The following is a 22,192-nucleotide window of genomic DNA, read 5'->3' as shown; positions in this document are numbered from 1 at the left end:
GGAGGAACGACACATGGTTGAAGTTTTTATGCCCAAAGCAGGCATGGATATGAAAGAGGGAACCCTGATTCGCTGGCTGAAAAACGTTGGCGATCCCGTACAGCTTGACGAGCCCATTATGGAAATTGAAACTGATAAGATCACCATGGAGGCAGAAGCTCCCGGCACCGGGATTCTGCTGGCTAAGCTGGTGGAGGATGGCACCACGGTGCCAGTCCTGCAAACCATTGGCTATATTGGAAAGGAAGGGGAAAAAATCCCCGACACCGCCTCCGTTATTCCTGATACTCCCACAGCATCAGAGGCGACAAACGCTCCCGCCGCTCCTGCTGCACCTGCGGCCCCTCTGGCTGCAACGCCCTATGCCAAAAAGCTTGCCCAGGAAGCAGGGATCGATCTGGCTGACATAGTCCCCAGCGGCACCGCTGGGGAGATTCTCGCCCGGGATGTAGAGGCTGCCTCCGCCCGCAAGTCTGCTAAAGCAACGTCTCTGGCCCGGAAGGTGGCCGAGGTCAACGATGTGGATCTGACCTCCATCACCGGAACCGGCTTCCGGGGTAAAATCCGCAAGGACGATGTATTGGGCAGTGGAGCCGCCGCTCCGGCCGGCGAGCCCGTCCGCATTCCCCTGACTCCCATCCGCGCAGCCATCGCCCGGAATATGTACAACAGCCAGCATAGTATGGCTCAGACTTCCGATTCCGTTGAAATTGATGTCACTGATCTCATGCGTCTGCGCGGATCCCTTCTGAGCCATCAGGAGCGGCTGGGGACCCGGATTACCATCAACGATCTGCTCTCCTATGCGGCTGTGAAGATGATTCAGACCCACCCCTTGGCCAATGCCTCCTATACAGATACTGAAATTCTTTCCTATCCCTATGTAAATCTGAGCATGGCAGTGGCCACTGATTACGGACTGACCTCCCCGGTGGTTCACCATGCGGATCGGATGTCTCTGGTGGAACTGAGTCAAGCTCTGCGGAAAATTGTCATCAAGGCCCGGGAGCGGAAGCTGACTATGGACGATCAATCCGGTGCCACATTTACCATTACCAACATGGGAATCTTCCCGGTGGATAACTTCAATCCCATTCTGCCCTCTCCCCAGTCTTGCATTATTGGTTTTGGGCGCTGTGTGGACAAACCTGCCGTCTATCAGGGCGAGATCTGCATCCGCACCATGATGGTTCTCTCCGTCACCTATGATCATCGGGTCTTCGACGGCGGTGAGGTTGGTCACATCATGCAGACCATGAAAGAATACATTGAAAGCCCCGAACTGTTTTTGGTCCTGTAATCGTTAGGAGTGTAGAATATGGCTGAAAAAGCATTTCAGATTGCCGTCATCGGTGGCGGTCCGGCGGGATATGTTGCGGCCATCCGAGGCGCCCAGCTCGGCGCCAGTGTGGTGCTTTTTGAAAAGGACACCATAGGCGGTACCTGCCTTAACCGCGGCTGCATTCCCACCAAAACTTATATCAAAACTGCTGATGTTCTCAACGAAATCCGCAGTGCCAGTCAGCGCGGTATAAAGAACGACCCCAATGCCGTCGTGGATATGCCCGTGGTGAAGGCCTATAAGGATCAGGTCGTCCGCCAGCTGACCAGCGGCGTGGCTGCCCTGCTCCGGTCCAATCGCGTAACCGTGATAAAGGGTGAAGCCTCCCTGGTTGACGAGCATACCATTCTGTGCAACGGAGCGTCCTATCAGGCTGATTCCATTCTTCTTTGCGGGGGAGCCAAGGCCTGCAGCATTCCCATCCCCGGCATTGAAGATCCCAACGTACTCAACAGCACCGATATTCTGGAGATCACTGAGCTCCCCCGGCGTCTGGCCATCATCGGCGGCGGCGTCATTGGCTGCGAAATGGCCACAGCCTTTCGGGGTTTCGGCAGCGAGGTAACCATTGTCGAGGCTGCCGATCGCCTGCTGCCCATGATGGACCGGGAGCTTTCCGAGGCATTGGCCCCCTGTATGGAAAAGCAGGGAGTACGGCTGATGCTCTCCTCACAAATCACCCGCATTGAAAATGCCGGCTCCTCCAGCCGCATTCTCTGTGCCGGCGGTGATGTGGTGGAAGCCGACAAAATCCTGCTCTCCGTGGGACGTACCACCGATACCAGCTGTCTGGGCGCCCTGGCAGGGCGTCTGGCTGTAGAGAACGGCAAGGTCTTGGCAGACGAACATCTGCGTACCAGCATTCCAAACATCTATGCCGCGGGCGACATCAACGGCAAGCTGATGCTGGCTCACACCGCCTTCAAAATGGGTGAGGTAGCTGCCGAAAATGCAATGGGTATTCACCGCAGCATCAACCTCAGCGCAGTTCCTTCCTGTGTCTACACCTCCCCTCAGGCTGCATCTGTGGGAATTACGGAAGCGGAAGCGGAAGCGAAATATGGTGCCGCCTCTCTGAAAATCGGCCGCTTCCCCTTTTCTGCCAACGGCCGGTCTCTGGCCAGCGGCGAGACAGAGGGGTTTGTGAAGGTCATCGTATTGGAAAAGTATTCTGAACTTTTGGGCGTCCATATTTTTGGTGCGCAGGCGGCCGAGATGATCTCTGAGCCTGCCTCCTTGATCGCTTCTGAGGTAACTGCGGAGGAAGCTGCCGACATCATTCACGCCCATCCAAGTGTTTCAGAGGCTTTCATGGAAGCCTGTAGCGCTGCTTTGGGCCGCTGCATCCATCTTCCTGCCAAGCACTGAACACAACGGATCTTGATTTCCTCCCGCTCCGCTGTCTCTGTCTCCCCTTAGAAGCCATCCTCCGGAAAGATATTTTCTGCATTCAAACAGAACGGCACCCCATATGGGGTGCCGTTCTGTTTGAATCAATGATCGGTTCCTTGCTCATACCCTTCCATTTTTTTGGCGGAATTTCCCAGGGGAGACTCCGGTGTACTTTTTGAAGACCCGGGTAAAGTAGCTCTGGTCCTCAAATCCGCAAGCGTGAGCTACCTCCACCAAAGGACGGCTGCTCTCCAGCAATAGCTGCCGGCTCCGCTTCACCCGAAAGCGATTCAGATAAGCGAAGAGGCTCTCTCCGGCCTCTGCTTTAAAAAGGCTGCTTAGATAGCCTGGGCTGAGGCAAACCTCTGCCGCGATGCTCTCCAGCGTCAGTCTCTCCGCATAATGCTGTCGGATGAACCGCTGTGCATTGAAAAGTGCGTTGGCGTGGCGCACCTGTTGAAATTCAAATGTATAATCCATGAAACGCCGCAGGACGGAGGTAATCCAGCTATAGAGCTGATCCACAGTGGAAAATTCCCGGATGTCTGTCAAATAGTCGCTGCGTCCAAAAACCTCCTGTACATCTGCCCCTGCGTTGACGCAAGCCCTTGCAAGCATCACCGACAGCTCCATCACACGGTGGCGCATAGCCTCCGTGTCACCGCCGCTGGCGGCGTAAGCCTGCGAAAACACCTGATCCAGCAACCCCCGGGCGCCCTCACTGTCCTGCTGTTCTATGAGCTGCTGAAGCTGGCGTTCCCCCTCTAGCGAAGTACTCAGATCTGCCGGTTCACCTTGGTTTTCCGGCAAAACGGCGGACGGCGGGCGAAAGCCTTCACTTATCATACCCCGGCAAAGGAACTCCAAAAGCCGTCCCAGCGCGGCGGACTGATCCCCACTCCATTGGGGCACTGAATCAATGCAGACGGCACTGGTCAGCTCTGCCACCTGCTCTCGGGCCTCTTCCCGGTTGCTTGTAAGAAATGGGCCTGCGGCAATGCCGCCTTCCAGTTCTCCGGCGTCAGTACATATGCATTGTGCCACAAAGGCCAGTCCCAGCGGACAATAGTAGAGGTACGGGCTGTGCCATCGGTAAGATTCGTTGCAGCCGTATGCATGGGTGGCACGGGCACGGCAACGGATATAGCTGCATCCATCGCAAAAATCCGGCTGGGGTGGCGTCTCACGCAGAATTCGGATCTCTTCTGTGCTCACCGTCCGGCAGTCCACGCCGCAAAGCAGTCGTATATCCTGGCAACACTGCTGACAACGCTGCAATTGCCCCTTAGGCAACATGTAATCCCCTCCTCTCAACAGAAAGTATACCATCCAAAAAGCAGAAACGCAAACAGCGGCGGATAAGCTCCGCCGCTGTTTGTATTCAGCGAAAACGCTTGGAAATGGCGTGATTGACGTCCCCCAGTGCTCCCTGTAGTTTTACATAGATGTTTTGATAGTAGTCGTCATAGCGCTTGTGCAGTTCCTCGTCCGGTTCATAGATGGTGACGCTGCGGCGCACGGCTTCCACAGCCTGCTGTTCACTGGCATAAACACCAATACCCAGCCCCGCCACCATGGCTGCGCCAAGAGGTGTTGCCTCATAGAGTTCCGGCACTTCTAACCTCCATCCGGTGACATCCGCCTTGTTTTGCATCCAGAACTTATTATATGCTGCGCCGCCGGTGGCCACAATCCGCTGGGGCGTTCCCAGGCGATAGGCCGTAAACGAATCCGCCATCATGCGGAACTGGTAGTCCAAGCCCTCCAGGATGCTGCGCATCATATCCCGCTTGCGTACGGCATTGTGGAGCCCCACGAAGGCCCCCATGGAATCTGGATCTCGGTTGGGGGCACCAGCCCCGGAAAAATGCGGCAGGAACATACAGCCGTTGCTGCCGGGCGGAGACTTGCGGCACACCTCCATGATGGTGCTCCAGATATCTGTTTCCTGGGCTGAGGCAATCATACGCTCTTCCGCGCAGAGGTTCCTCCGCATCCATTCAGTCATGTCTCCGCTGACAGTACTGCCTACATAACAGCACTTGCCCTTGGCCACATGACCTTCCAGATAATAACCGCTTTCATAGAGTTCATCGGTGATGTTGATTTGATCCGTTGCCAACACCAGCATCTCCCAGGTCCCGGTAATATCCAGCAGCACAGATTCGTCGATAGCGCCGGTGGCCAATGCCGCGCAGATGAAATCATGGCCGCCCAACACCACCACCGTGCCGGGTGCCAGCCCCGTCTCCCGTGCCGCCATAGGAAGAATCGTCCCCAATACCCGTCCAGCAGGATATGCCTTTGGGAAAATATTTTTGGATATCCCCGCCTCTCGCAGCAAATCATCACACCAGTCGTGAGTTCGTTGGTCAAACGCCGAGGTGCAGGTCGCCATGGAATAGTCTGTAGCCTTGACACCGCAGAGCATATAATTGATGTAATCCTCAATCAGCAGCCATTTGTCCGTGGCATCCAAAATCTCTGGATGGTTCTCCTTCATCCACTGCATCCGGTAGATCGTATCAATGTCCATGGCACGCTTCCCCGTCCTGTGAAAAATGTTCTCCGTACCGATACGTCGGGTAAACGCTTCATATTGAGGGATGGTCCTGGGACAATGCCAGGAAATCATGGGATAGAGCGGATTGCCTTCCCGGTCCATGGGCAAGCCATCCATTCCAAAGCCTGTTACCGCCAAGGCTTTAATATCTTGAACGTCCTTTACTTTAGAGGTTGCTTCCATCACCGCATAAACTACACTGTCCCAAATCCGCTTAGGCTCCCAGACGCACCAAGTGGGCTGAGCAGGATTGTCGTGAGTCAGCGGCGTGGGCTGAGAACCGCTGGAAATCATATTTCCAGTCTCGTCGTAGACCACCGCCTTGATACTGGTAGAGCCCAAGTCAATTCCCATTAGATATGCCATATTATGCACTCCCTTTTCCGCCAGCCAGCTGCTTCAGGGTTTCTCAGCAGCCGGAAGCCGCCCGATCCTCTTGGACCGCCTTCATGCTGTAAAGTTTTGCGAGATTCAGAAACTCCCGGCGATAATCACCGTAGAAGGTGACCTTGTGCCAGCTGAAAACATCGGCATCCCAGTTGTCCAGCAGCACCTGTGCGTCCGGCACTTCGGCGGCCAGCTTGGTGCGGCAGCCTTTCTCCTCGCTGACATTCCCCACTGCCTTGGCTGTATGTAAGGCCATTGCGTGGTTCTCGATGTCCATCTTCACAGTAGTCACCGTCTCGCCCACCGGCATAATGCTCTGAATGGAGGTGCTGTTGTGATCTTCGCTGTGAGATCGCAGGAAGTAGGGCTGAGCAGGACTTTCCGGGCCAAACCACTTGGTAGCGGCGGAACAGTGGGCGTAAATGATCTGATTGGTGGCCGTGTCAATAACAGGATCTGAAATAAATCCTGCGCGGCCTGTGAGATAGCGAATGGCCAGCTGCGTCAGCGTGGAGTCGATGTCGGATTCACAGGTGCCGGTGAGTCCATCGTCGCACATTTGAGAGTGACTCATACAGGGATAAACCGAAAGATCTGTGGTATAGAACATCATGATGCAGTCTACGCTGACGGCATCGACTTGTTCCTCCTCCACACAGCGTTTCAGGCCCAGGTACATTCTGGCGGAGTTAAAGACGTCCTCTTTGCTTGGCTCAATACACCCCTGGGCTCCATGCAGCCAACGGTCCGCCACAGTTTGGGCCTCCGTCAGATCCGCCTCATTATAGTAGCGCTCCAAATCCGACTTGGTCTTCAAAACAACCTCAACGCCGAAATTTTCCCGGAGCTTGTTCAGCTTCTCCTGGAGTCCTGCCGGACCGGCCAGATACCGTTTCCACGTACTTCCGGTTCCCAGCGCCTCCTTCAAAAATGCCTCCATGTTTTCGCTGATAGGCTCAAAATTTTTGAAGAGTACAATTTTGGAAGATGCCAGCTGCTTTCTCACATGTAACAGGCGGATTGCCTGGATGGCATCGCTAAAGTTCGAAGAGGCCACAACAACGATGGGCAGGTGCTCTTTGTTGATTCGGGTATTCAGCCGCACCAAATCGCCGGAACCAGCATAGAGCTCGTCTACAATCACACCGGGCTTCCCCAGACAGACAAACTCATTGGCAACACCGATACCATGGGTCGCATTGAAAATGGCCACACCGTCGTACTGATCGTTGTCCGCAAAGCCCGCCTTGGCCTCTTCTGCATTGCTGTAGTAAACTACGGTAAACTCACAGTTGGGCAGTGCTTCCTGCAGCTGCGGCAGGTATCGCGCCATCATTCCCTCGTGATCATAATCCACGTGGGGCCAGCCGGGATACCCCTTCTTTCGCGCACAGCATACCAGCTTGATGCTGCTTTTCACATGATCTGCATGACTCATTGTAAATCCTCCTTGCTGAATTTTATAGTTCCATGTTTTCAGTATAGTGAAGGGCTCGCCGTCTTTCTTGCACAATTTCACAAATCCATGGACATTTTTCAGAAAAATCCTACACAAGATATACAAGCGGTGTTTAAACTCATGCTCTTTCCCTTCTGCTGTAAACTAAACATATAAAAAAGGCGGCCCACGGCCGCCTTTTTTCATGAAAGCCAAACGCCAACCATCAGGAATCCCAATGTCAGCAGCAGAAAACACAAGATCAGCTTCCAGATATATTTTACCCACTTGTCGTAGGGTACGTGCCCCAGGGCCAGCGCTCCCATTACAACCGCCGCCGTGGGGGTAATGATATTGACCAGGCCAGACGCTGACTGGAAAGCCGTTACCACCAGATCGCCGCCTACACCCGCAAACTTGCCCAGCGGCGCCATGATGGGTACGGAGAGGGTCGCCAGGCCCGAAGAAGAGGGGATCAAAATGGTGAGGGGCAGATAAATGAGATATACCAACAGCACAAAGCTGATAGGCCCTGCCCCGGCCAACGCATTCTCTCCCCAGTGGAGGACCGTGTCCGTGATACCGCCATCATTCATCAGTACGGTAATGCCCCGGCTGATACCGATGATGAAGGCCACACCCAGCAAATCCGCACAGCCCGCCACAAAGGTATCGGCAATTTCGCTCTCTCCCATACGGTCAATCAGACCAATTACAATGCCGCCTACCAGAAATAGTGCGGAGAGCTCCGGGAACCACCAGCCCAAGGCCGGCAGCGGCAGGCCCATGTCCTCAAATGGAATAACACCGTAAATCATCACCAGGAAGGTGAGTGCAAAAATTGCCATAATGACTTTTCGCCGGGGAGTGAAGGGCACCGATTCGTCCATTGCCACGTGAATTTTTCCCGCACCAACGCCCACCACTGACCGGGATGGGTTCTTTTTTACCCTGGCGGCATAAGCCATCACATACCAAATTGCAGTTCCTTCAAACACAATCCACTGGAGAATACGCAGCAGGATGCCCTCTCCCAGGGAAACGCCGGCAAATCCGGCGGCAATCCCGGTGGCAAACGGATTTACCGTGGAGGCAATGACTCCCGCTCCAGCCCCCAGCAAAATGACGGAAATTCCTACTACTGCGTCATAGCCCGCCGCCAAAAACACCGGAATCAACAGGGGGTAAAAGGCCATGGTTTCCTCCCACATGCCGTAGGTGGTGCCGCCAAGGCCGAACAGCAGCATCAAAATGGGAATCAGCCACTTCTCCCGTCCTCCCAACAGCTGGATGACGTTGGAGACCCCGGCGTCAATAGCGCCGGTCTTCATCACTACACCCAAAAAGCCGCCCACCATTAAAATAAACACACATACATCCACCGCGTCATAAAAGCCGGAAAAGGCCGCTTTCAGAACCGCCCCAACTCCCTGCGGATTTTGTTCTACTGCGTGATACGTTCCCGCCGTGGGTACGCCATCCACATATTCATAGGCACCGGACGGAATGAACCACGTGGAAATCGCCACAATGATAATCAAAAGAAATAGGATCGTGTATGCTGTGGGCATTTGGAACTTGGACTTGCCCAAGGGGCATCCCTCCTTACTTTCCGATGGTGGCCACCAGTACAGCCTTAATGGAGTGCATTCGGTTTTCCGCCTCGTCGAAGACCACGCTGTGACGGCCGCGGAATACTTCATCGGTGACTTCTCGAATATCTACGCCCTTCTCCTGCCACTCCTTAGCCAACTTAGTTTCAAAATCATGGAAAGAAGGCAGGCAGTGCATATACAGCACATTGGGATTGCCAGTGGCCTCCAGCGTCTCTTCTGTCACCCGGAAGGGAGAGAGCAGCTTGGCCCGGTCGGGGATCAGCGCCTCCTCCCCCATGGATGCCCAGATATCGCCATAAATCACATCAGCGTCCTTCACATCATTCAGATTGTCCGTGATCTCAATGAGCCCTCCATTTTCCCGGGCCGTGGCAAAGGTGGTCTTGACAATTTCCGAATCCATCTCCTTGGCCAGCTGTTCCGGGCCAATGCCTACAAAGTGCATTCCCATTTTAGCGGCGCCAATCATCCAGGCATAGCACATATTATTGCGCACATCGCCGGGGAACACCACTTTCACCTTGTTCAGCGGCTTGTGGCAGTGCTCTTCAATGGTCATCATGTCTGCCAGAATTTGGGTTGGATGGTCTGCGTCGGTCAAACCATTCCACACGGGGACACCGGCATATTTGGCCAGGTCCTCCACCACTTTCTGCTCGTAGCCGCGGTATTCAATGCCATCAAAAAAGCGGCCCAGCACTTTGGCAGAGTCCTCCAGGGATTCCTTCTTGCCCATTTGGGAAGAACCTGCGTCCAGATAGGTGACATGGGCACCCTCCTGGGTGGCAGCCACTTCAAAAGAGCAGCGGGTGCGGGTGGAGGTCTTTTCAAACAGCAGCACAATATGCTTGCCCTTCATCGTAGGATCACAGATTCCTGCTCTCCGCTTGGCCTTCAGGTCGTGGCCCAGGTCTAACAGGTACCGAATTTCTGCAGGCGTAAAATCCTGCAGCGTCAAAAAACTTCTGCCTTTCAAATTAACAGCCATGGTCATTCTCCTTCACAGTCTTTCGTTTTGCCGTATCTGCGCTTGGTACGCAGAGAGATTGGCATTCCGTTTGCCGCCGCATGCGTTCATCGCGGCGGCACCACTTTCCAAGTAAAGTCCTTTTACTGGGGGTCTTCCCGCCACAGAGGCATGGACATGCATCTGGGGCCGCCGCGGCCGCGGCTGAGCTCCGCACTTGGAATCACGTGAATTTTAATACCGGCCTCCTCCAGAGAGCGGTTGGTCACATAGTTGCGGGAATACACCACAACCTCACCAGGACCAATGGCCAGCGTATTGCTGCCATCGCTCCATTGCTCGCGGGCGGCGTCAATCTCACTGCCCTGGCCGCAGGGAATCAGCGTCACCCGATCCAGGCCGAGGTGCTCTTTCAAAATATCCTCCAGCCGGCCGTCCTCCTGCTGAATTTTCATTTTTCCATCTTCGCCTATCTCCATGACAAATACGGTCATGCTGGCAAGAATATTGGGATGAACGGTAAACTTGTCCCGGTCCACCATGGTAAACACCGTGTCCAGGTGCATGAAGGATCTGGTTTTGGGAATGTTGAACGCCAAAACTTTTCGGAAGGTTTGGCTATGGGAAAGAACGGTTTCCGCCAAGGTGTCGATGGAATCCTCTCTTGTTCGCTGGGAAATACCCACCGCCAGCACCTGGGGCGATAGAATCAAAATATCGCCGCCCTCCAAAGAGGAGGTCTCCCCCCGGTCATACCAACGAGGGGTGTTCTTGTATTCCGGGTGGTGCTCAAAAATAAACTTGCCGAATAACGTCTCGCGGTTTCGGGTAGTGGTGTGCATTTTGTGAAGCGACACACCTGTACCAATGGTGGCAAAGGGATCCCGTGTAAAGTAGAGATTCGGCAGTGGATCCACCGCAAAGGGGTAATCATCCTCCGCCGCAGACAGATAGTCGCCCAGGCGGGCGCTGCCCTGGCGCAGCTGGCTCTTTCGGACGCCAGCCATCATGGTTGCCACCATTTCCTTATCCGGAAGATTGCCCAAGTAGCTTTCCAGGTTTTCCCGCATTCTTGGGTCTTTGACGCCGGATTCGTCCAAAAACTGGCGAAGCAAATCCCGTTTTACATCACCGTCCACAATGGACTGGGTCACCAAGTCCGTAAGATATACTACCTCTACGCCTTGGTTTCGGAGGCAGTCAGCAAAAGCGTCATGTTCCCGCTGTGCCTCTTTTAAATATGGGATGTCATCAAACAGCAGCCGCTCCAAATATTCCGGCATCAGATTCTCCAGCTCGCCGCCAGGGCGGTGCAGCAGAACCTTTTTCAGCCGGCCGATCTCAGAAGTATTGTGAATTCCGGTTTCCAAAAAGCTCACTCCTTTATGCGTGAAAGGTTTTGCGCGGTCTTTCTGGATTAGGGTTTCTGTATTTTGCATTTTCATGCGCTCATTTCTGATTTTGGACAAAAAAACACAGCCGGCCAGAAGGCCGGCTGTGTTTCTTTTTTATTTTCTATGTTTGCCCAGGTACGCTTCCTTCACCTTTTCGTTGGCCAGCAGTTCTGCCCCGGTACCGGACAGCGTGATATTTCCAGTCTCCAGCACATAGGCCAAATCCGCAACCTTCAACGCCATATTTGCATTTTGCTCAATCAGCAAAATGGTGACGCCCTGGCGGTTGATCTCCCGGATAATGGAGAAGATGTCCTGCACGACCAAAGGGGCCAGGCCAAGGGACGGCTCATCCATCAGCAACAGTTTTGGGCGGCTCATCAGCGCCCGGCCCACGGCCAGCATCTGCTGTTCGCCGCCGGAAAGCGTACCGGCCAGCTGCCAGGAACGCTCCTTCAAACGTGGAAACAGATCATAGACCCACTGAAGATCCTTTTCAATCTCCGGCTTGTCCTTGCGGAGATAGGCGCCCAGCTTCAGGTTTTCCAACACCGTCAGGTCGGCAAACACCCGTCGCCCCTCCGGGCTCATGGCGATACCGGCGCTGTTGATGCGGTCAATGGACTTGCCCAGCAGTTCCTCCCCATTCCATTGAATGGAGCCGGAGGCCGCTTTCACAAGCCCCGTAATCGTGCGCAGCGTGGTGGACTTTCCCGCGCCATTCGCACCGATTAAGGTGACAATCTTGCCATCTGGCACCTCCAGGCTGATTCCCCGGAGCGCCTGGATGCCGCCGTACGCCACATGGAGGTTTTCAATTTTAAGCATCTTCCGCCACCCCCAAGTATGCATCAATCACGCGTTTGTTGTTTTGAATCTCATCCGGTGTGCCGTCTGCAATCAGCTTGCCGAAGTCCAATACATAAATGCGGTCTGAGATGTCCATGACCAGATCCATATGATGCTCAATCAAAAAGACCGTCAGGTTGAATTTGGTTCGGATCTCGCCGATGAAAGCCGTCAATTCATCCGTCTCCTGCGGATTCATGCCTGCCGCCGGCTCATCCAGCAGCAAAAGCTTCGGCTCTGTTGCCAAGGCACGTGCAATCTCCAGACGGCGCTGCTTGCCGTAGGGCAGGGAAGTTGCAAGCTCGTTCTTCACATCTGAGAGGCCGACCTCCCCCAGCAACTGTTCCACATGCTCCCGCTGCCGTGCCTCCTCCTTGTGGTTGAGACGGAAGGCAGCCGCCAAAAAGTTTGTGTGAGTGCGGCAGTGCTTTGCAATCAGCACATTGTCAAATACCGTCTGGCTCTTCCAAAGACGAATATTTTGGAAGGTGCGGGCCATGCCCAGCTTGGTCACCTGGTCCGGCGTAGGCGCCAGCACGCTCGTGTATTCCCCGGCATGCTGCCCTTTGTAAAGGCTTTTCATTTTCCCCTGGGGGTGATTCTCAATGATTTTCTTCTCTTCAAACCACACAGCGCCGTTGGTGGGCTGATACACACCGGTGATGACGTTGAAGGCGGTGGTCTTTCCGGCGCCGTTGGGGCCAATCAGGGCTACAATCTCCCCCTCGTTGACCTCCAGATTCAGATTATCCACTGCCACCACGCCGCCAAACTGCATGGTGGCGTTTTCTACTTTCAGAATCGTTCCGCTCACTTCACCGCGCCTCCTTTCTTCCGCTGCTTCGGCCGCCGGTTCAGCAGATCCGGCAATTCCTTGTCTCCCATGATGCCTTTGCGGAAGAACAGCACGATGACCATGATAATCACAGAGAACACTGCCATACGGAAGCCGTTTTTGAAAATGCCGGGTGCGTTAATCCCCAGGAAGGTGCCGGAGTCCAAGCCCCGCAGCAGCCATTCCGAGCTGAAGATATACAAAAAGCTTGCCAGGATGGAGCCAGTGATGGAGCCAATGCCGCCGATGACCACAATCAACAGAATCTCATAGGTCATGGTGCTCTTAAAGGGCGCAGCCGCAATGGTGCCCGCATACATGGCCAGCATCCCGCCGCCGATGCCGGCAAAGAAGGAGCTGATGACAAACGACATCCGCTTGTGCTTTGCCAAATTGATGCCCATGGCCTCCGCCGCAACCTCGTCGTCCCGGATGGCCTTGAAGGCCCGGCCATAGGTAGAATTGATCAAAAGCACAATAAACGTAATCAAAACCCCTGCCAAAAGCACATAGGCAGTGGCGTTTTCAAAGGCCGGATAGCTTTTCAGCAGATTGGAGCCATTGGTCAGCGGCCCCAGGGCGTTCCACTGGAAAAATGCCTTTAAAATTTCCGCAAAGCCCAGGGTTGCAATCGCCAAGTAGTCACTTTTCAGCCGCAGAACCGGCAGGCCAATCAGATAGGCGAACACAGCCGCCAGCAGGCCGCCCACCAGCAGCGCCGCCAGCATACCAACCGTAGAGCCCACGCCCTCTCCCAAAAAGCCCGCAAAAATCTCCGGCAGGGAAAAGTGGATAGCCCCGCCGTCAAAATACTGGTATACGCTCTCCCGCTTGGCCACGGGGATGGTCAAAATACCGTAGGCATAGGCACCCAGCAGCATAAAACCCGCCTGCCCCAGGGAGAAAAGGCCGGTAAAACCGTTCAGCAGGTTCATGGAAACTGCCACCAATGCATAAACCGTGGCCTTTTCAATGACCTTCACGGCAATGTGATAGCTGGGCAGCGCCGCATCCACCGCAATTGATGCCGCCAGCAGCAGCAACAATACCGCAGCCATGAATATGGTTTGTTTTTTCTTCATTGTCATCGTCTCCCTCCTTACACCTTGTCGGTGACCTTTTCACCGAACAGGCCGGTGGGCTTCACACACAGCACCGCGATGAGCAGCGCAAAGGTAAAGGCATCTGAAAACGTGGTATAGCCAATTCCCTTAATCAGCTCCTCACACAGGCCGATGATGAAAGCGCCCACCACCGCGCCGGGAATGGAGCCGATTCCGCCGAACACAGCCGCCACAAAGGCCTTCAGACCCGGCATGCCGCCCGAGGTGATGGCCACGGAGGGATAGTTGGTGAAATACAGCATTGCGCCCACCGCCGCCAGGAAAGAGCCGATGACAAAGGTAAAGGAGATGACAGAATTGATTTTGATACCCATTAGCTGTGCGGCTTCAAAGTCCTTTGCCGCAGCCCGCATCGCCATGCCGATCTTCGTCTTTTTGATGAGATACACCAAAACGGCCACCAGCAAAATCGTCAGTACCGGTGTAATCAATGTCACGCGCTTGGTGGATACCCCCAGAACCACCACATTGTTGGAGATCCAGGGGATCGGTGTGCTGACCGGCTGGGGCACGCCGCCGGTGATATAGAACGCCAGGTTCTGAATCAGGTAGCTGACGCCGATGGCGGAGATCATCACGGACATGCGGGGCGCATTGCGCAAGGGCTTATACGCCACCCGTTCAATCAGGAATCCCAGCAGCACTGTAACCGCCAGCACAAGCGGCAGGGCAATATACATCGGCAGGGCCGTCGTGGCGTACACCATCACGAGACCCGCCACCATGAACACATCTCCATGGGCAAAGTTAATCAGGCGCAGAATGCCATAGACCAGTGTGTAGCCGATGGCAATCAGGGCGTACTGGCCACCCACGGAAATGCCGTTGATGATATAGGGCAATATTTCTCTCATAGGAAGTCCTCCTGTTGGTTTTCTCTGCTCCATCTGCTGGGCCGTCTCGAAAAAACGGGGCACGCCCGTTCTTTCGAGGCGACCCGATCAAACGCAGGGAAAGCTTGGCGGAGCATTTGCCCCGCCAAGCTTTTGGATACAGGCTCCGGATCAGTTGACACCCTGAACCTTCACAAAGTCCCAGGCACCGGTCTCGGTGTTGGCAGTCTTGATATAGGCCGCGTCGCGCTTGGCATCGCCAATATCATCGAACTCGATCAGGCCGGACACGCCCTCGTAGCTGACAGAGGGCAGCGCAGCCTTCACAGCGGCGGGATCCGTGCTGCCGGCGGCCTTGATGGCCTCCAGTGCGGTGAAATAAGCGTCATAACCCATGGCGGTGACGGCGGAAATCATGTCGTTGCCGCCGTTGTTGGTCTTGGCATCGGCATTGGCGTTGATCCACTCCTTGATGCCGCTGTCGAAATCCGCATTGCCGCCCTCCTGGTAGAAGGTGGTGATGTCCAGATTGATTGCCTTGCCCTGGGTGCTCTCCAGAACCATGTTGTTGTCCCAGGTATCAGAGCCCAGCAGGGAGCCCTCAAAGCCCTGAGCTGCCGCAGCCTCGATGATCAGCTGTGCATAGTTGGTGGAAACGGGAGCAAAGATGACGCCGGCGCCGGCACTCTTGGCGTTGTTGATGTAAGAGACAAAGTTGGCGCTGCCCTCAGGGAAGTCCTCGCTGACGACCGTGCCGCCCAGTGCCTCAAAGGCCTCCTTGAAGTAGTGAACCAGGCCCTGGTCATAGTCACTGCCCAACATAGCCAGCGTATAAGCGGTGGTCACACCCAGCTCATTATAGGCATAGTTTGCCAGAACAGTGCCCTGGAAGGGATCCAGGAAGCAGATTCGGAAGTAGCAGTCATAGTCAGAGGTCACCTGTGGATTCGTGCAGGTGACGCCGATGGCCGGCACGCCGGCCTCTTCAAACACTTTGCCGCCGGCAATGGACACGCCGGATCCATAGGAGCCCAGCACGATGGACACGTCCCGGTTCATCAGTTCAGCCGCCGCGGAAGGACCGTTTTCAGCAGTCGTGCGGTTGTCCACAATCTCCAGCTTGACCTCGTAGGTCTCTCCGCCAATCTCCACAGTGGGCTGCACTGTGTTGGCGTACTGCATGCCCAGAATCTCCTGCTTGCCGCCGGCGCCGTTATCACCGGTCTGAGGTTCAAAAACGCCAATTTTTACAACCTTGGCACCATCGGATGCGTTACCGCTGTCCTGACTGCTGCCTGTGCTGCCGGAGCCGCTGTCGCCGCAGCCAGCCAGCAGGCTGAGAGCCATGACAAGAGATAACATCATTGCCCAAAATTTCTTCATAACTTCTTTTCCTCCTATTTCAGAGAAACCATCCAATTTCCCTGGTGATAAAGGCATTTTACGTGGTTTTTTCGCAGTTTGCAAGGTCAATAATACACAGAAAGATTTCGGCGGATTTTGGAGGACGACAAATTCGCCTCTATATGAACCGGCCATTTGTCCTCCACACAAAGACGTCTCTAAATTATAAAGAATTATCCTCCGTCAAATGTCCTTCTCTCGCGGACGCCATTTTTAGTGATTTTGCCGAATGTGTTTCAAAAATTATGTTTGCTTTTTTAACAACTCTGTCAAACCTCATGAGCCTACAAATGGGTATGGCGTTATAAACAGAACTGCGCCGCCCGTGTGGATACCGGGCGGCGCATTGATTCACTTCTCGTCACCGGACGAAAGCTCCTGCTCTCCAAATACAGCCAGGAAGGCCGTCCGATCCATTGTCTCATTCTTCAGCAGATACTCTGCCACTTCCTCCAGCTTGTCGCGGCTCGCCGTCAAAATCTCCTCGCAGCGGGCATAGGCGCTGTTTACCAGCCGCTTTACCTCCTCATCAATTTGTGCCGCCACAGACTCAGAATAGCTGCGCCCCTGCGTCATAGTCCGTCCGATGAAGACTTCATCATGGCCGGATTCAAAGGAAACCGTTCCAAGCTGATCGCTCATACCATAACTCGCCACCATCTTTCGGGCAATCTCACTGGCCCGCTGGATATCATTGCTGGCTCCAGTGGAGATGTCCCCCAAGCACAGTTTTTCCGCCACGCGGCCGCCCAGCAGTGCCACGATTTGATCCTCCAGATAGTGCTTGGAGAGGTAGGAGCGGTCCTGCTCCGGCAGAGAAATCGTCATACCGCCGGCCTGTCCTCTTGGAATAATCGTAATCTGTGTCACCGGATCATGATCCGGAAGGGAATGCATTACCACGGCGTGCCCCGCTTCATGGTAGGCCGTCAGCTTCCGCTCCTGAGCCGGAATCACCCGGCTCTTTTTCTCAGGGCCGGCAATCACCTTCATCTCTGCCTCGCGCAGATCTGTCATGGTAATGAATCTCTCCCCGCGTCTGGCCGCCAGCAGTGCGCCTTCGTTGATCAGGTTTTCCAGATCCGCGCCGGTGAAGCCTGGGGTTCCCTGGGCCAGTTTTTTCAAGTCCACGTCCTCCGCCAATGGTTTATTTTTGGCATGGACTTCCAGAATGGCTTCCCGGCCATGGATATCCGGTAATCCCACATAGACCTGCCTGTCAAAACGGCCAGGCCGCAGCAACGCCGGATCCAGTACATCCGCCCGGTTGGTCGCGGCCAGAACCACCACGCCCTCGTTCGCAGAAAAGCCGTCCATTTCCACCAGCAGTTGATTCAGTGTCTGCTCCCGCTCGTCGTGGCCGCCGCCCAAGCCTGTGCCCCGCTGACGGCCAACCGCGTCAATCTCATCAATAAAGATAATGGCGGGTGCTGTCTTTTTCGCCTGGTCAAACAGATCTCGTACCCGGCTGGCGCCAACACCTACATACAGCTCCACAAAATCAGAACCGGAAATCGACAAAAATGTCACACCGGCCTCTCCCGCCACCGCTTTGCCCAGAAGCGTCTTTCCGGTACCTGGAGGCCCTACCAGCAGCACACCCTTTGGAATCCGTGCGCCAAGAGTGATATACTTCTGGGGGTCTTTCAAAAACTCCACAATTTCCTGAAGTTCCTCTTTCTCCTCATCAGCACCTGCCACGTCGTCAAAGGTAACTTTTTTATCCTTCTCCGTCAAGGTGCGGGTTCGGGCTGCGCCAAACTTTGCCATTTTATCCGGCCCCATGCCGCCGCCTTGTGCCCGGGCAATCAGAAAATACCACACCAACCCAAAGGCCACTGCCACCATCACATAGGGCAGCAGCAATTCCAGCCAGTTGGTGGTAGGCGGCTCCGGATAGTCATAGCTCTTGATAATTCCCTTGGCCCTTTGTTCTTGGATCAGATCGTTCATATCCTCATAAAAAAGGCCCACGTCGTATAGCCGATAACGATAGGTATCTGTATTCCCGTCCTTCTTCCGCAGGTGCAGCACTAAAGTGTGCTCATCCGCAAAGGAGATCTCGTCCACCTTCTCCTGTTCAATCAGCTGACGGACCTGCGAGTAGGTCAGCGCCGGAGTATTCGTATCCATCTGCCACAGCCAGCTCAGGCACAGGACAATGATCAATCCCAAAAACGCCAGGCTGAATACTGAATTTCGTCTTTGTTGATTCACGTTCGGGTTTCCTCCTTCAGACCGGTGCCGGTCAGTGATTTGCGTAGACCTCCGGCTTCAGGACGCCGATATAAGGCACATTACGGTACCGCTGACAATAGTCCAAGCCGTAGCCCACCACAAATTCGTCCGGCACGACGAAGCCCACATAGTCCGCAGTAATGGCTTTCGTCCTGCGGGCAGGCTTATCCAGCAACGTGGCAATGGTGATGGAGGCCGCCCCTTTTGTGAGGAAGTAGTCTTTCAAAAAGGCCAGTGTATTTCCGGAATCCAGAATATCCTCCACAATGACGACATTCCGTCCGGTGATATCCTGCTGCAGGTCGTGGGTAATCTGCACCCGGCCGGAGGATACCGTCGCATTTTGGTAGGAACTGACGGCGATAAACTCCACATCGCTCTTTACCTGGCAGGCCCGCACCAAATCCGCCATGAACACGAAGGATCCCTTCAGGACTCCCAGAAACAGTGGGTTTTTGTCGTGAAACTGATCGTACAGTTCCGCTCCCAGCTCCGCGATTCGCCGCTGGATTTCCTCTTCTGTTACCAAAACCTTCAGAATGTCCTGCTCCATCTCACTTTTCATAGTTGTTCTCCTCTGTCTCTTTGATAATTTGAATAAACCGGCCGGGTTCCCCCTCCGGCAAAAATGTTTGATTCACACCCAGCTTCCAGACTGCCGCCAGCCGTCCATCCGCATAAATCGCCGGCAGCCGATCCCGTTCCTCCAAAGAGATGTGTCGGTCGATGCACAGGCGCTTGATGGAGCGGCCGCCATTGCTTCCCGGCAGCATCAGCCGTTCTCCCGGCATACAGGGCCCCACCGCAATCCTCCAGCTCTCCTTTTCTTTCCGTGGGCGCAGCGCCAGGCCGTCTCCTATCCGCCGGTCCAGCAAAGTCAGGGTGTAGTCTCCCCATCGGAGAGGCTGCCCCGGCAAAAGCACCGCTTCTGTCAGCGTCTGGGGCCGGGTTTCCAGCACCAGCCAGCCGCGGCTGTACCGGGCCGTGACGCCATGGGGCAGGCTGAGGCGGCTCTCTCCGCCGCCGGTGTGGCGCGCCATCGCCAAAATTGCATCCAGATGGACGGCACCGATGTCCTTTCTGCCCACGCCCAGAAGGTCGAACAGCTGCAGCAGCATCCGGGGGCGGACGCTCCACGGGGCCTCTCCCAGGGTCTCCCAGGACAGCGTCACCCGCCCTTCCCGGCGCTCCACATGGGCGGTGCGGCGGCGGGCATCCTCTTCCAAAGAACGGTCGAGAACATTCAGCTGTTCCGCGGTGGCGTTCATATGCTCCACCACGCGGGGATTGATTTCCTTCAAAAGCGGCAGCACCTGCAGCCGCAGGAGATTCCTGGCCGCCGCATCGGGGTCGGCGTTGGTCTCATCCTCTATGTGGGGAACCCCATGGACGGCGGCATAAGCCGCCAGCTCCGCCCGGGTCACGCTCAAAAACGGCCTCAGAATGCCATCCCGCTTGGCCGGAATACCGCACAGGCCCTTCAGGCCTGTGCCGCGCGCCAGGTTCAGCAGCATCGTCTCCGCGCTGTCATCAGCGTGGTGGGCGGTGAGAATCGCCGCGCAGTCCGTTTCTTTCGCCGTCTCCCGCAAAAAGGCATACCGCAGTCTGCGGGCCGCCTCCTCGGCAGAGAGTCCTTCCCGTTCCGCCAGACTGCGGACATTTCCCCGCCCGGCGGCAAAGGGAATTCCATGGGCAGCGCACCAGTCCCGGACAAAGCTCTCATCCCGGTCGGCGTCCTCGCCCCGCAGTTGGTGGTTGAAATGGGCGGCGGTGACGGAAAAGCCGTTTTCCGCGCCCCACGTTGTCATGAAATGCAGCAGGCACATAGAATCCAGCCCGCCGGAAACGGCGCACAAAACCCGTCCGCCGCCTGGGAACTCCGCCTGCAATAAAGCTTTCGCAGCAGTCAGGTCACTCCTCATCGTCGTACCGTGTGTCCAGGGTGGAGAACTGCGTATACTCCGGCATCCACCGCAGCTCTACCTTGCCGGTTTCGCCATGGCGGTTTTTGGCCACAATGCACTCGGCGATGTTGTGCTTCTCCGAGTCCTCATTATAATAATCGTCCCGGTACAAAAACAGAACGATGTCCGCGTCCTGCTCGATGGCGCCGGACTCCCGGAGGTCCGACAGCATAGGCCGCTTGTCATCCCGCTTTTCATTGGCGCGGGACAGCTGGGAAAGGCAGATCACCGGAACGTTCAATTCCTTCGCCATAATTTTCAGCATACGGGACATATCGGACACCACCTGCTGGCGGTTTTCTCCGCCGTATCCCTTGCCGCCGGCGGAGGTCATCAATTGCAGGTAGTCAATCACCACCAGGCCCAGATTCTCCAGGCGGCGGCACTTGGCGTTCATATCCGCCACCGACAGCATGGGGTTGTCGTCGATGCGAACATCCACTTTATTCAAAATTGTGGCGGCGCCGGCAATCTTCTCCCAGTCGGTCTCCCGCAGGGAGCCGGTTTTCAGCCGGTAGTTTTCCACGCAAGCCTCCGAGCTGAGCAGCCGGGTGGCAAGCTGTTCCCGAGACATTTCCAGCGAGAAAATGGCCACGGTCTTCTGTGTCCCCTTTGCCACATTCAGCGCCACATTCATGGCAAAGGACGTCTTGCCCATACCGGGCCGGGCAGCCAGCAGAATCAGGTCGGATTTATTCAGGCCCGTAATCTTCTGGTCCACAGCGGAAAGGCCGGTGGAAAGCCCCGGCAGACGGCTGTCACTCTCGCTCATCTCGCTCAGGCGGTCCAGCACCTCCGGCAGCACCTGCCGCAGCGGCACCATGTCCTGAGCGCTCTGGCCCCGCCGGACAGCGTAAACCTTCTGCTCCGCGGCTTCCAAAATTGCGGCGGCCTCGCCGACTCCCTCCTGTACCATGGCGGTAATCTCAGAGGCAGCCTGAGCCACCCCCCGCAGCAGCGCCTTATCCCGGACAATGGATATATATTCCATCACATTGGCGCTGGTTGGGGTAATCTCCATCAGCTGGGCAAGATAGGTGCGGGTGGTGTTCTCGTCATAGGTGCCGTTTTTCTGCATCTCCTCGCACACCGTGATGCCGTCAATGGGCTTGGCATAGGTGAACATGGAGTAAATCGTTTCGAAAATCTCCCGATTCTGCCGGAGATAGAAGTCCGCAGGCCGCAGCTTCTCCATCACATATTTCACGCAGTCCGCGTCGATCAGCATGGAGCCCAGCACCGCCTGCTCCCCCTCCAGACTGTGGGGCATCTGCCGCAGCAGCAGATCTTCATTTGCCATGGGATTTCACCTCCGAAAGAGATGGGGCATCAGCTCTGTAGGAGTCGATCCCCTGCAGGGCAAAGCTTCCTTTTTATTTCTCTTCAAATACGGACACGTAGACCGTGCCTACCACTTCAAAACCAAGTTTGGCCTTGATCTGGTAAGAGCCAAACGCCTTAATAGGCTCCTCCAGCACCAGCTTCTGCTTCGGAACGTCCACACCGTACTGCTTCTGCAGCCCCTCGGAAATCTCCTTGGTCGTGACGGCACCGAACAGCCGGCCGCCGTTGCCTCCCTTGGCGGTCAACTTCACCTGGCACTCCTTCAGCTTTTCGGCAGTGGCCTCTGCTTCCGCTTTCAGGCGTGCTTCCTCAGCCTTCCTGGCCTTTTCCTTCAGATTCATCGTGTTAATGGCATCCGCCGTGGCTGCAATGGCCAGCTTCCGCGGCAAAAGGAAGTTCCGGGCGTAGCCTTCGGACACTTCCACCATCTGGCCTTTTTTCCCCTGGCCCTTCACATCCTGCTGTAAAATAACCTTCATCGGTACAATCTCCTTTTCTGTGA

At 55.4% G+C, this 22,192-nt stretch carries 18 protein-coding genes; 2 read left to right on the top strand and 16 right to left on the bottom strand.

The window, feature by feature from the left end; all coding sequences use genetic code 11:
* Positions 1-13: 13 nt before the first annotated feature.
* Together BMZ81_RS08180 and lpdA are read left to right on the top strand one after the other, a co-directional pair.
* Entirely contained in the window at positions 14-1,300 is a 1,287-nt protein-coding gene (locus BMZ81_RS08180) for a dihydrolipoamide acetyltransferase family protein (RefSeq protein ID WP_091130758.1), read from the top strand.
* Positions 1,301-1,318: 18 nt separating this feature from the next.
* Positions 1,319-2,710, top strand: a complete 1,392-nt coding sequence (gene lpdA, locus BMZ81_RS08175) for a dihydrolipoyl dehydrogenase (RefSeq protein WP_091130757.1) — start codon at positions 1,319-1,321, stop codon at positions 2,708-2,710.
* A gap of 144 nt (positions 2,711-2,854) precedes the next feature.
* On the opposite strand, the gene BMZ81_RS08170 is transcribed toward lpdA, so the two are convergent.
* The 16 genes from BMZ81_RS08170 to rplI all read right to left on the bottom strand — a co-directional run bounded on the left by BMZ81_RS08170 (position 2,855) and on the right by rplI (position 22,169).
* Complete coding sequence (locus BMZ81_RS08170; RefSeq protein WP_177187249.1) at positions 2,855-4,030, bottom strand: helix-turn-helix domain-containing protein; 1,176 nt, start codon at positions 4,028-4,030, stop codon at positions 2,855-2,857.
* An 85-nt stretch (positions 4,031-4,115) separates the two neighbouring features.
* A complete protein-coding gene (locus tag BMZ81_RS08165; protein WP_091130751.1) occupies positions 4,116-5,663 on the bottom strand; it encodes an FGGY-family carbohydrate kinase in 1,548 nt (515 codons plus the stop codon).
* A 43-nt stretch (positions 5,664-5,706) separates the two neighbouring features.
* Positions 5,707-7,122 carry a hypothetical protein gene (locus BMZ81_RS08160; protein ID WP_091130750.1) on the bottom strand — a complete coding sequence of 472 codons (1,416 nt, stop codon included), beginning with the start codon at positions 7,120-7,122 and terminating at the stop codon, positions 5,707-5,709.
* 203 nt (positions 7,123-7,325) lie between these two features.
* Positions 7,326-8,714, bottom strand: coding sequence for a YfcC family protein (locus tag BMZ81_RS08155; protein ID WP_091130747.1), 1,389 nt, complete (start codon positions 8,712-8,714; stop codon positions 7,326-7,328).
* A gap of 13 nt (positions 8,715-8,727) precedes the next feature.
* Positions 8,728-9,726: an ornithine carbamoyltransferase gene (argF, locus tag BMZ81_RS08150; RefSeq protein ID WP_091130744.1), complete on the bottom strand. Its 999-nt coding sequence runs from the start codon at positions 9,724-9,726 to the stop codon at positions 8,728-8,730.
* A 122-nt stretch (positions 9,727-9,848) separates the two neighbouring features.
* Positions 9,849-11,075 (bottom strand): arginine deiminase, encoded by a 1,227-nt coding sequence (gene arcA, locus BMZ81_RS08145; protein WP_091130859.1) that lies wholly within the window; start codon positions 11,073-11,075, stop codon positions 9,849-9,851.
* A gap of 138 nt (positions 11,076-11,213) precedes the next feature.
* Positions 11,214-11,927 carry an ABC transporter ATP-binding protein gene (locus tag BMZ81_RS08140; protein WP_091130740.1) on the bottom strand — a complete coding sequence of 238 codons (714 nt, stop codon included), beginning with the start codon at positions 11,925-11,927 and terminating at the stop codon, positions 11,214-11,216.
* Positions 11,920-12,762, bottom strand: a complete 843-nt coding sequence (locus BMZ81_RS08135) for an ABC transporter ATP-binding protein (RefSeq protein WP_091130738.1) — start codon at positions 12,760-12,762, stop codon at positions 11,920-11,922. Before BMZ81_RS08135 ends, BMZ81_RS08140 begins: the two co-directional genes overlap by 8 nt.
* Positions 12,759-13,871: a branched-chain amino acid ABC transporter permease gene (locus BMZ81_RS08130; protein ID WP_091130735.1), complete on the bottom strand. Its 1,113-nt coding sequence runs from the start codon at positions 13,869-13,871 to the stop codon at positions 12,759-12,761. Before BMZ81_RS08130 ends, BMZ81_RS08135 begins: the two co-directional genes overlap by 4 nt.
* An 11-nt stretch (positions 13,872-13,882) precedes the next feature.
* Positions 13,883-14,761: a branched-chain amino acid ABC transporter permease gene (locus tag BMZ81_RS08125; RefSeq protein ID WP_091130731.1), complete on the bottom strand. Its 879-nt coding sequence runs from the start codon at positions 14,759-14,761 to the stop codon at positions 13,883-13,885.
* Between the two features lie 150 nt (positions 14,762-14,911).
* On the bottom strand, positions 14,912-16,123 hold the full coding sequence (locus BMZ81_RS08120; RefSeq protein ID WP_091130728.1) for an ABC transporter substrate-binding protein: 1,212 nt from the start codon (positions 16,121-16,123) through the stop codon (positions 14,912-14,914).
* Between the two features lie 372 nt (positions 16,124-16,495).
* Positions 16,496-18,361: an ATP-dependent zinc metalloprotease FtsH gene (ftsH, locus tag BMZ81_RS08115; protein WP_278308879.1), complete on the bottom strand. Its 1,866-nt coding sequence runs from the start codon at positions 18,359-18,361 to the stop codon at positions 16,496-16,498.
* Positions 18,362-18,392: 31 nt separating this feature from the next.
* Complete coding sequence (gene hpt / locus BMZ81_RS08110; protein ID WP_091130725.1) at positions 18,393-18,947, bottom strand: hypoxanthine phosphoribosyltransferase; 555 nt, start codon at positions 18,945-18,947, stop codon at positions 18,393-18,395.
* Positions 18,937-20,304 carry a tRNA lysidine(34) synthetase TilS gene (tilS, locus tag BMZ81_RS08105; protein WP_091130722.1) on the bottom strand — a complete coding sequence of 456 codons (1,368 nt, stop codon included), beginning with the start codon at positions 20,302-20,304 and terminating at the stop codon, positions 18,937-18,939. The genes hpt and tilS overlap by 11 nt, the downstream gene beginning before the upstream one ends.
* Complete coding sequence (gene dnaB, locus BMZ81_RS08100; RefSeq protein ID WP_091130719.1) at positions 20,294-21,646, bottom strand: replicative DNA helicase; 1,353 nt, start codon at positions 21,644-21,646, stop codon at positions 20,294-20,296. Before dnaB ends, tilS begins: the two co-directional genes overlap by 11 nt.
* Positions 21,647-21,719: 73 nt before the next feature.
* On the bottom strand, positions 21,720-22,169 hold the full coding sequence (rplI, locus tag BMZ81_RS08095; RefSeq protein ID WP_091130718.1) for a 50S ribosomal protein L9: 450 nt from the start codon (positions 22,167-22,169) through the stop codon (positions 21,720-21,722).
* Positions 22,170-22,192 lie beyond the last annotated feature (23 nt).

This window comes from Oscillibacter sp. PC13, assembly GCF_900115635.1.
Lineage (GTDB): Bacteria > Bacillota > Clostridia > Oscillospirales > Oscillospiraceae > Oscillibacter.
The sequence above is the reverse complement of the archived record's forward strand: the minus strand, read 5'-3'. Positions and strand labels throughout refer to the sequence as shown.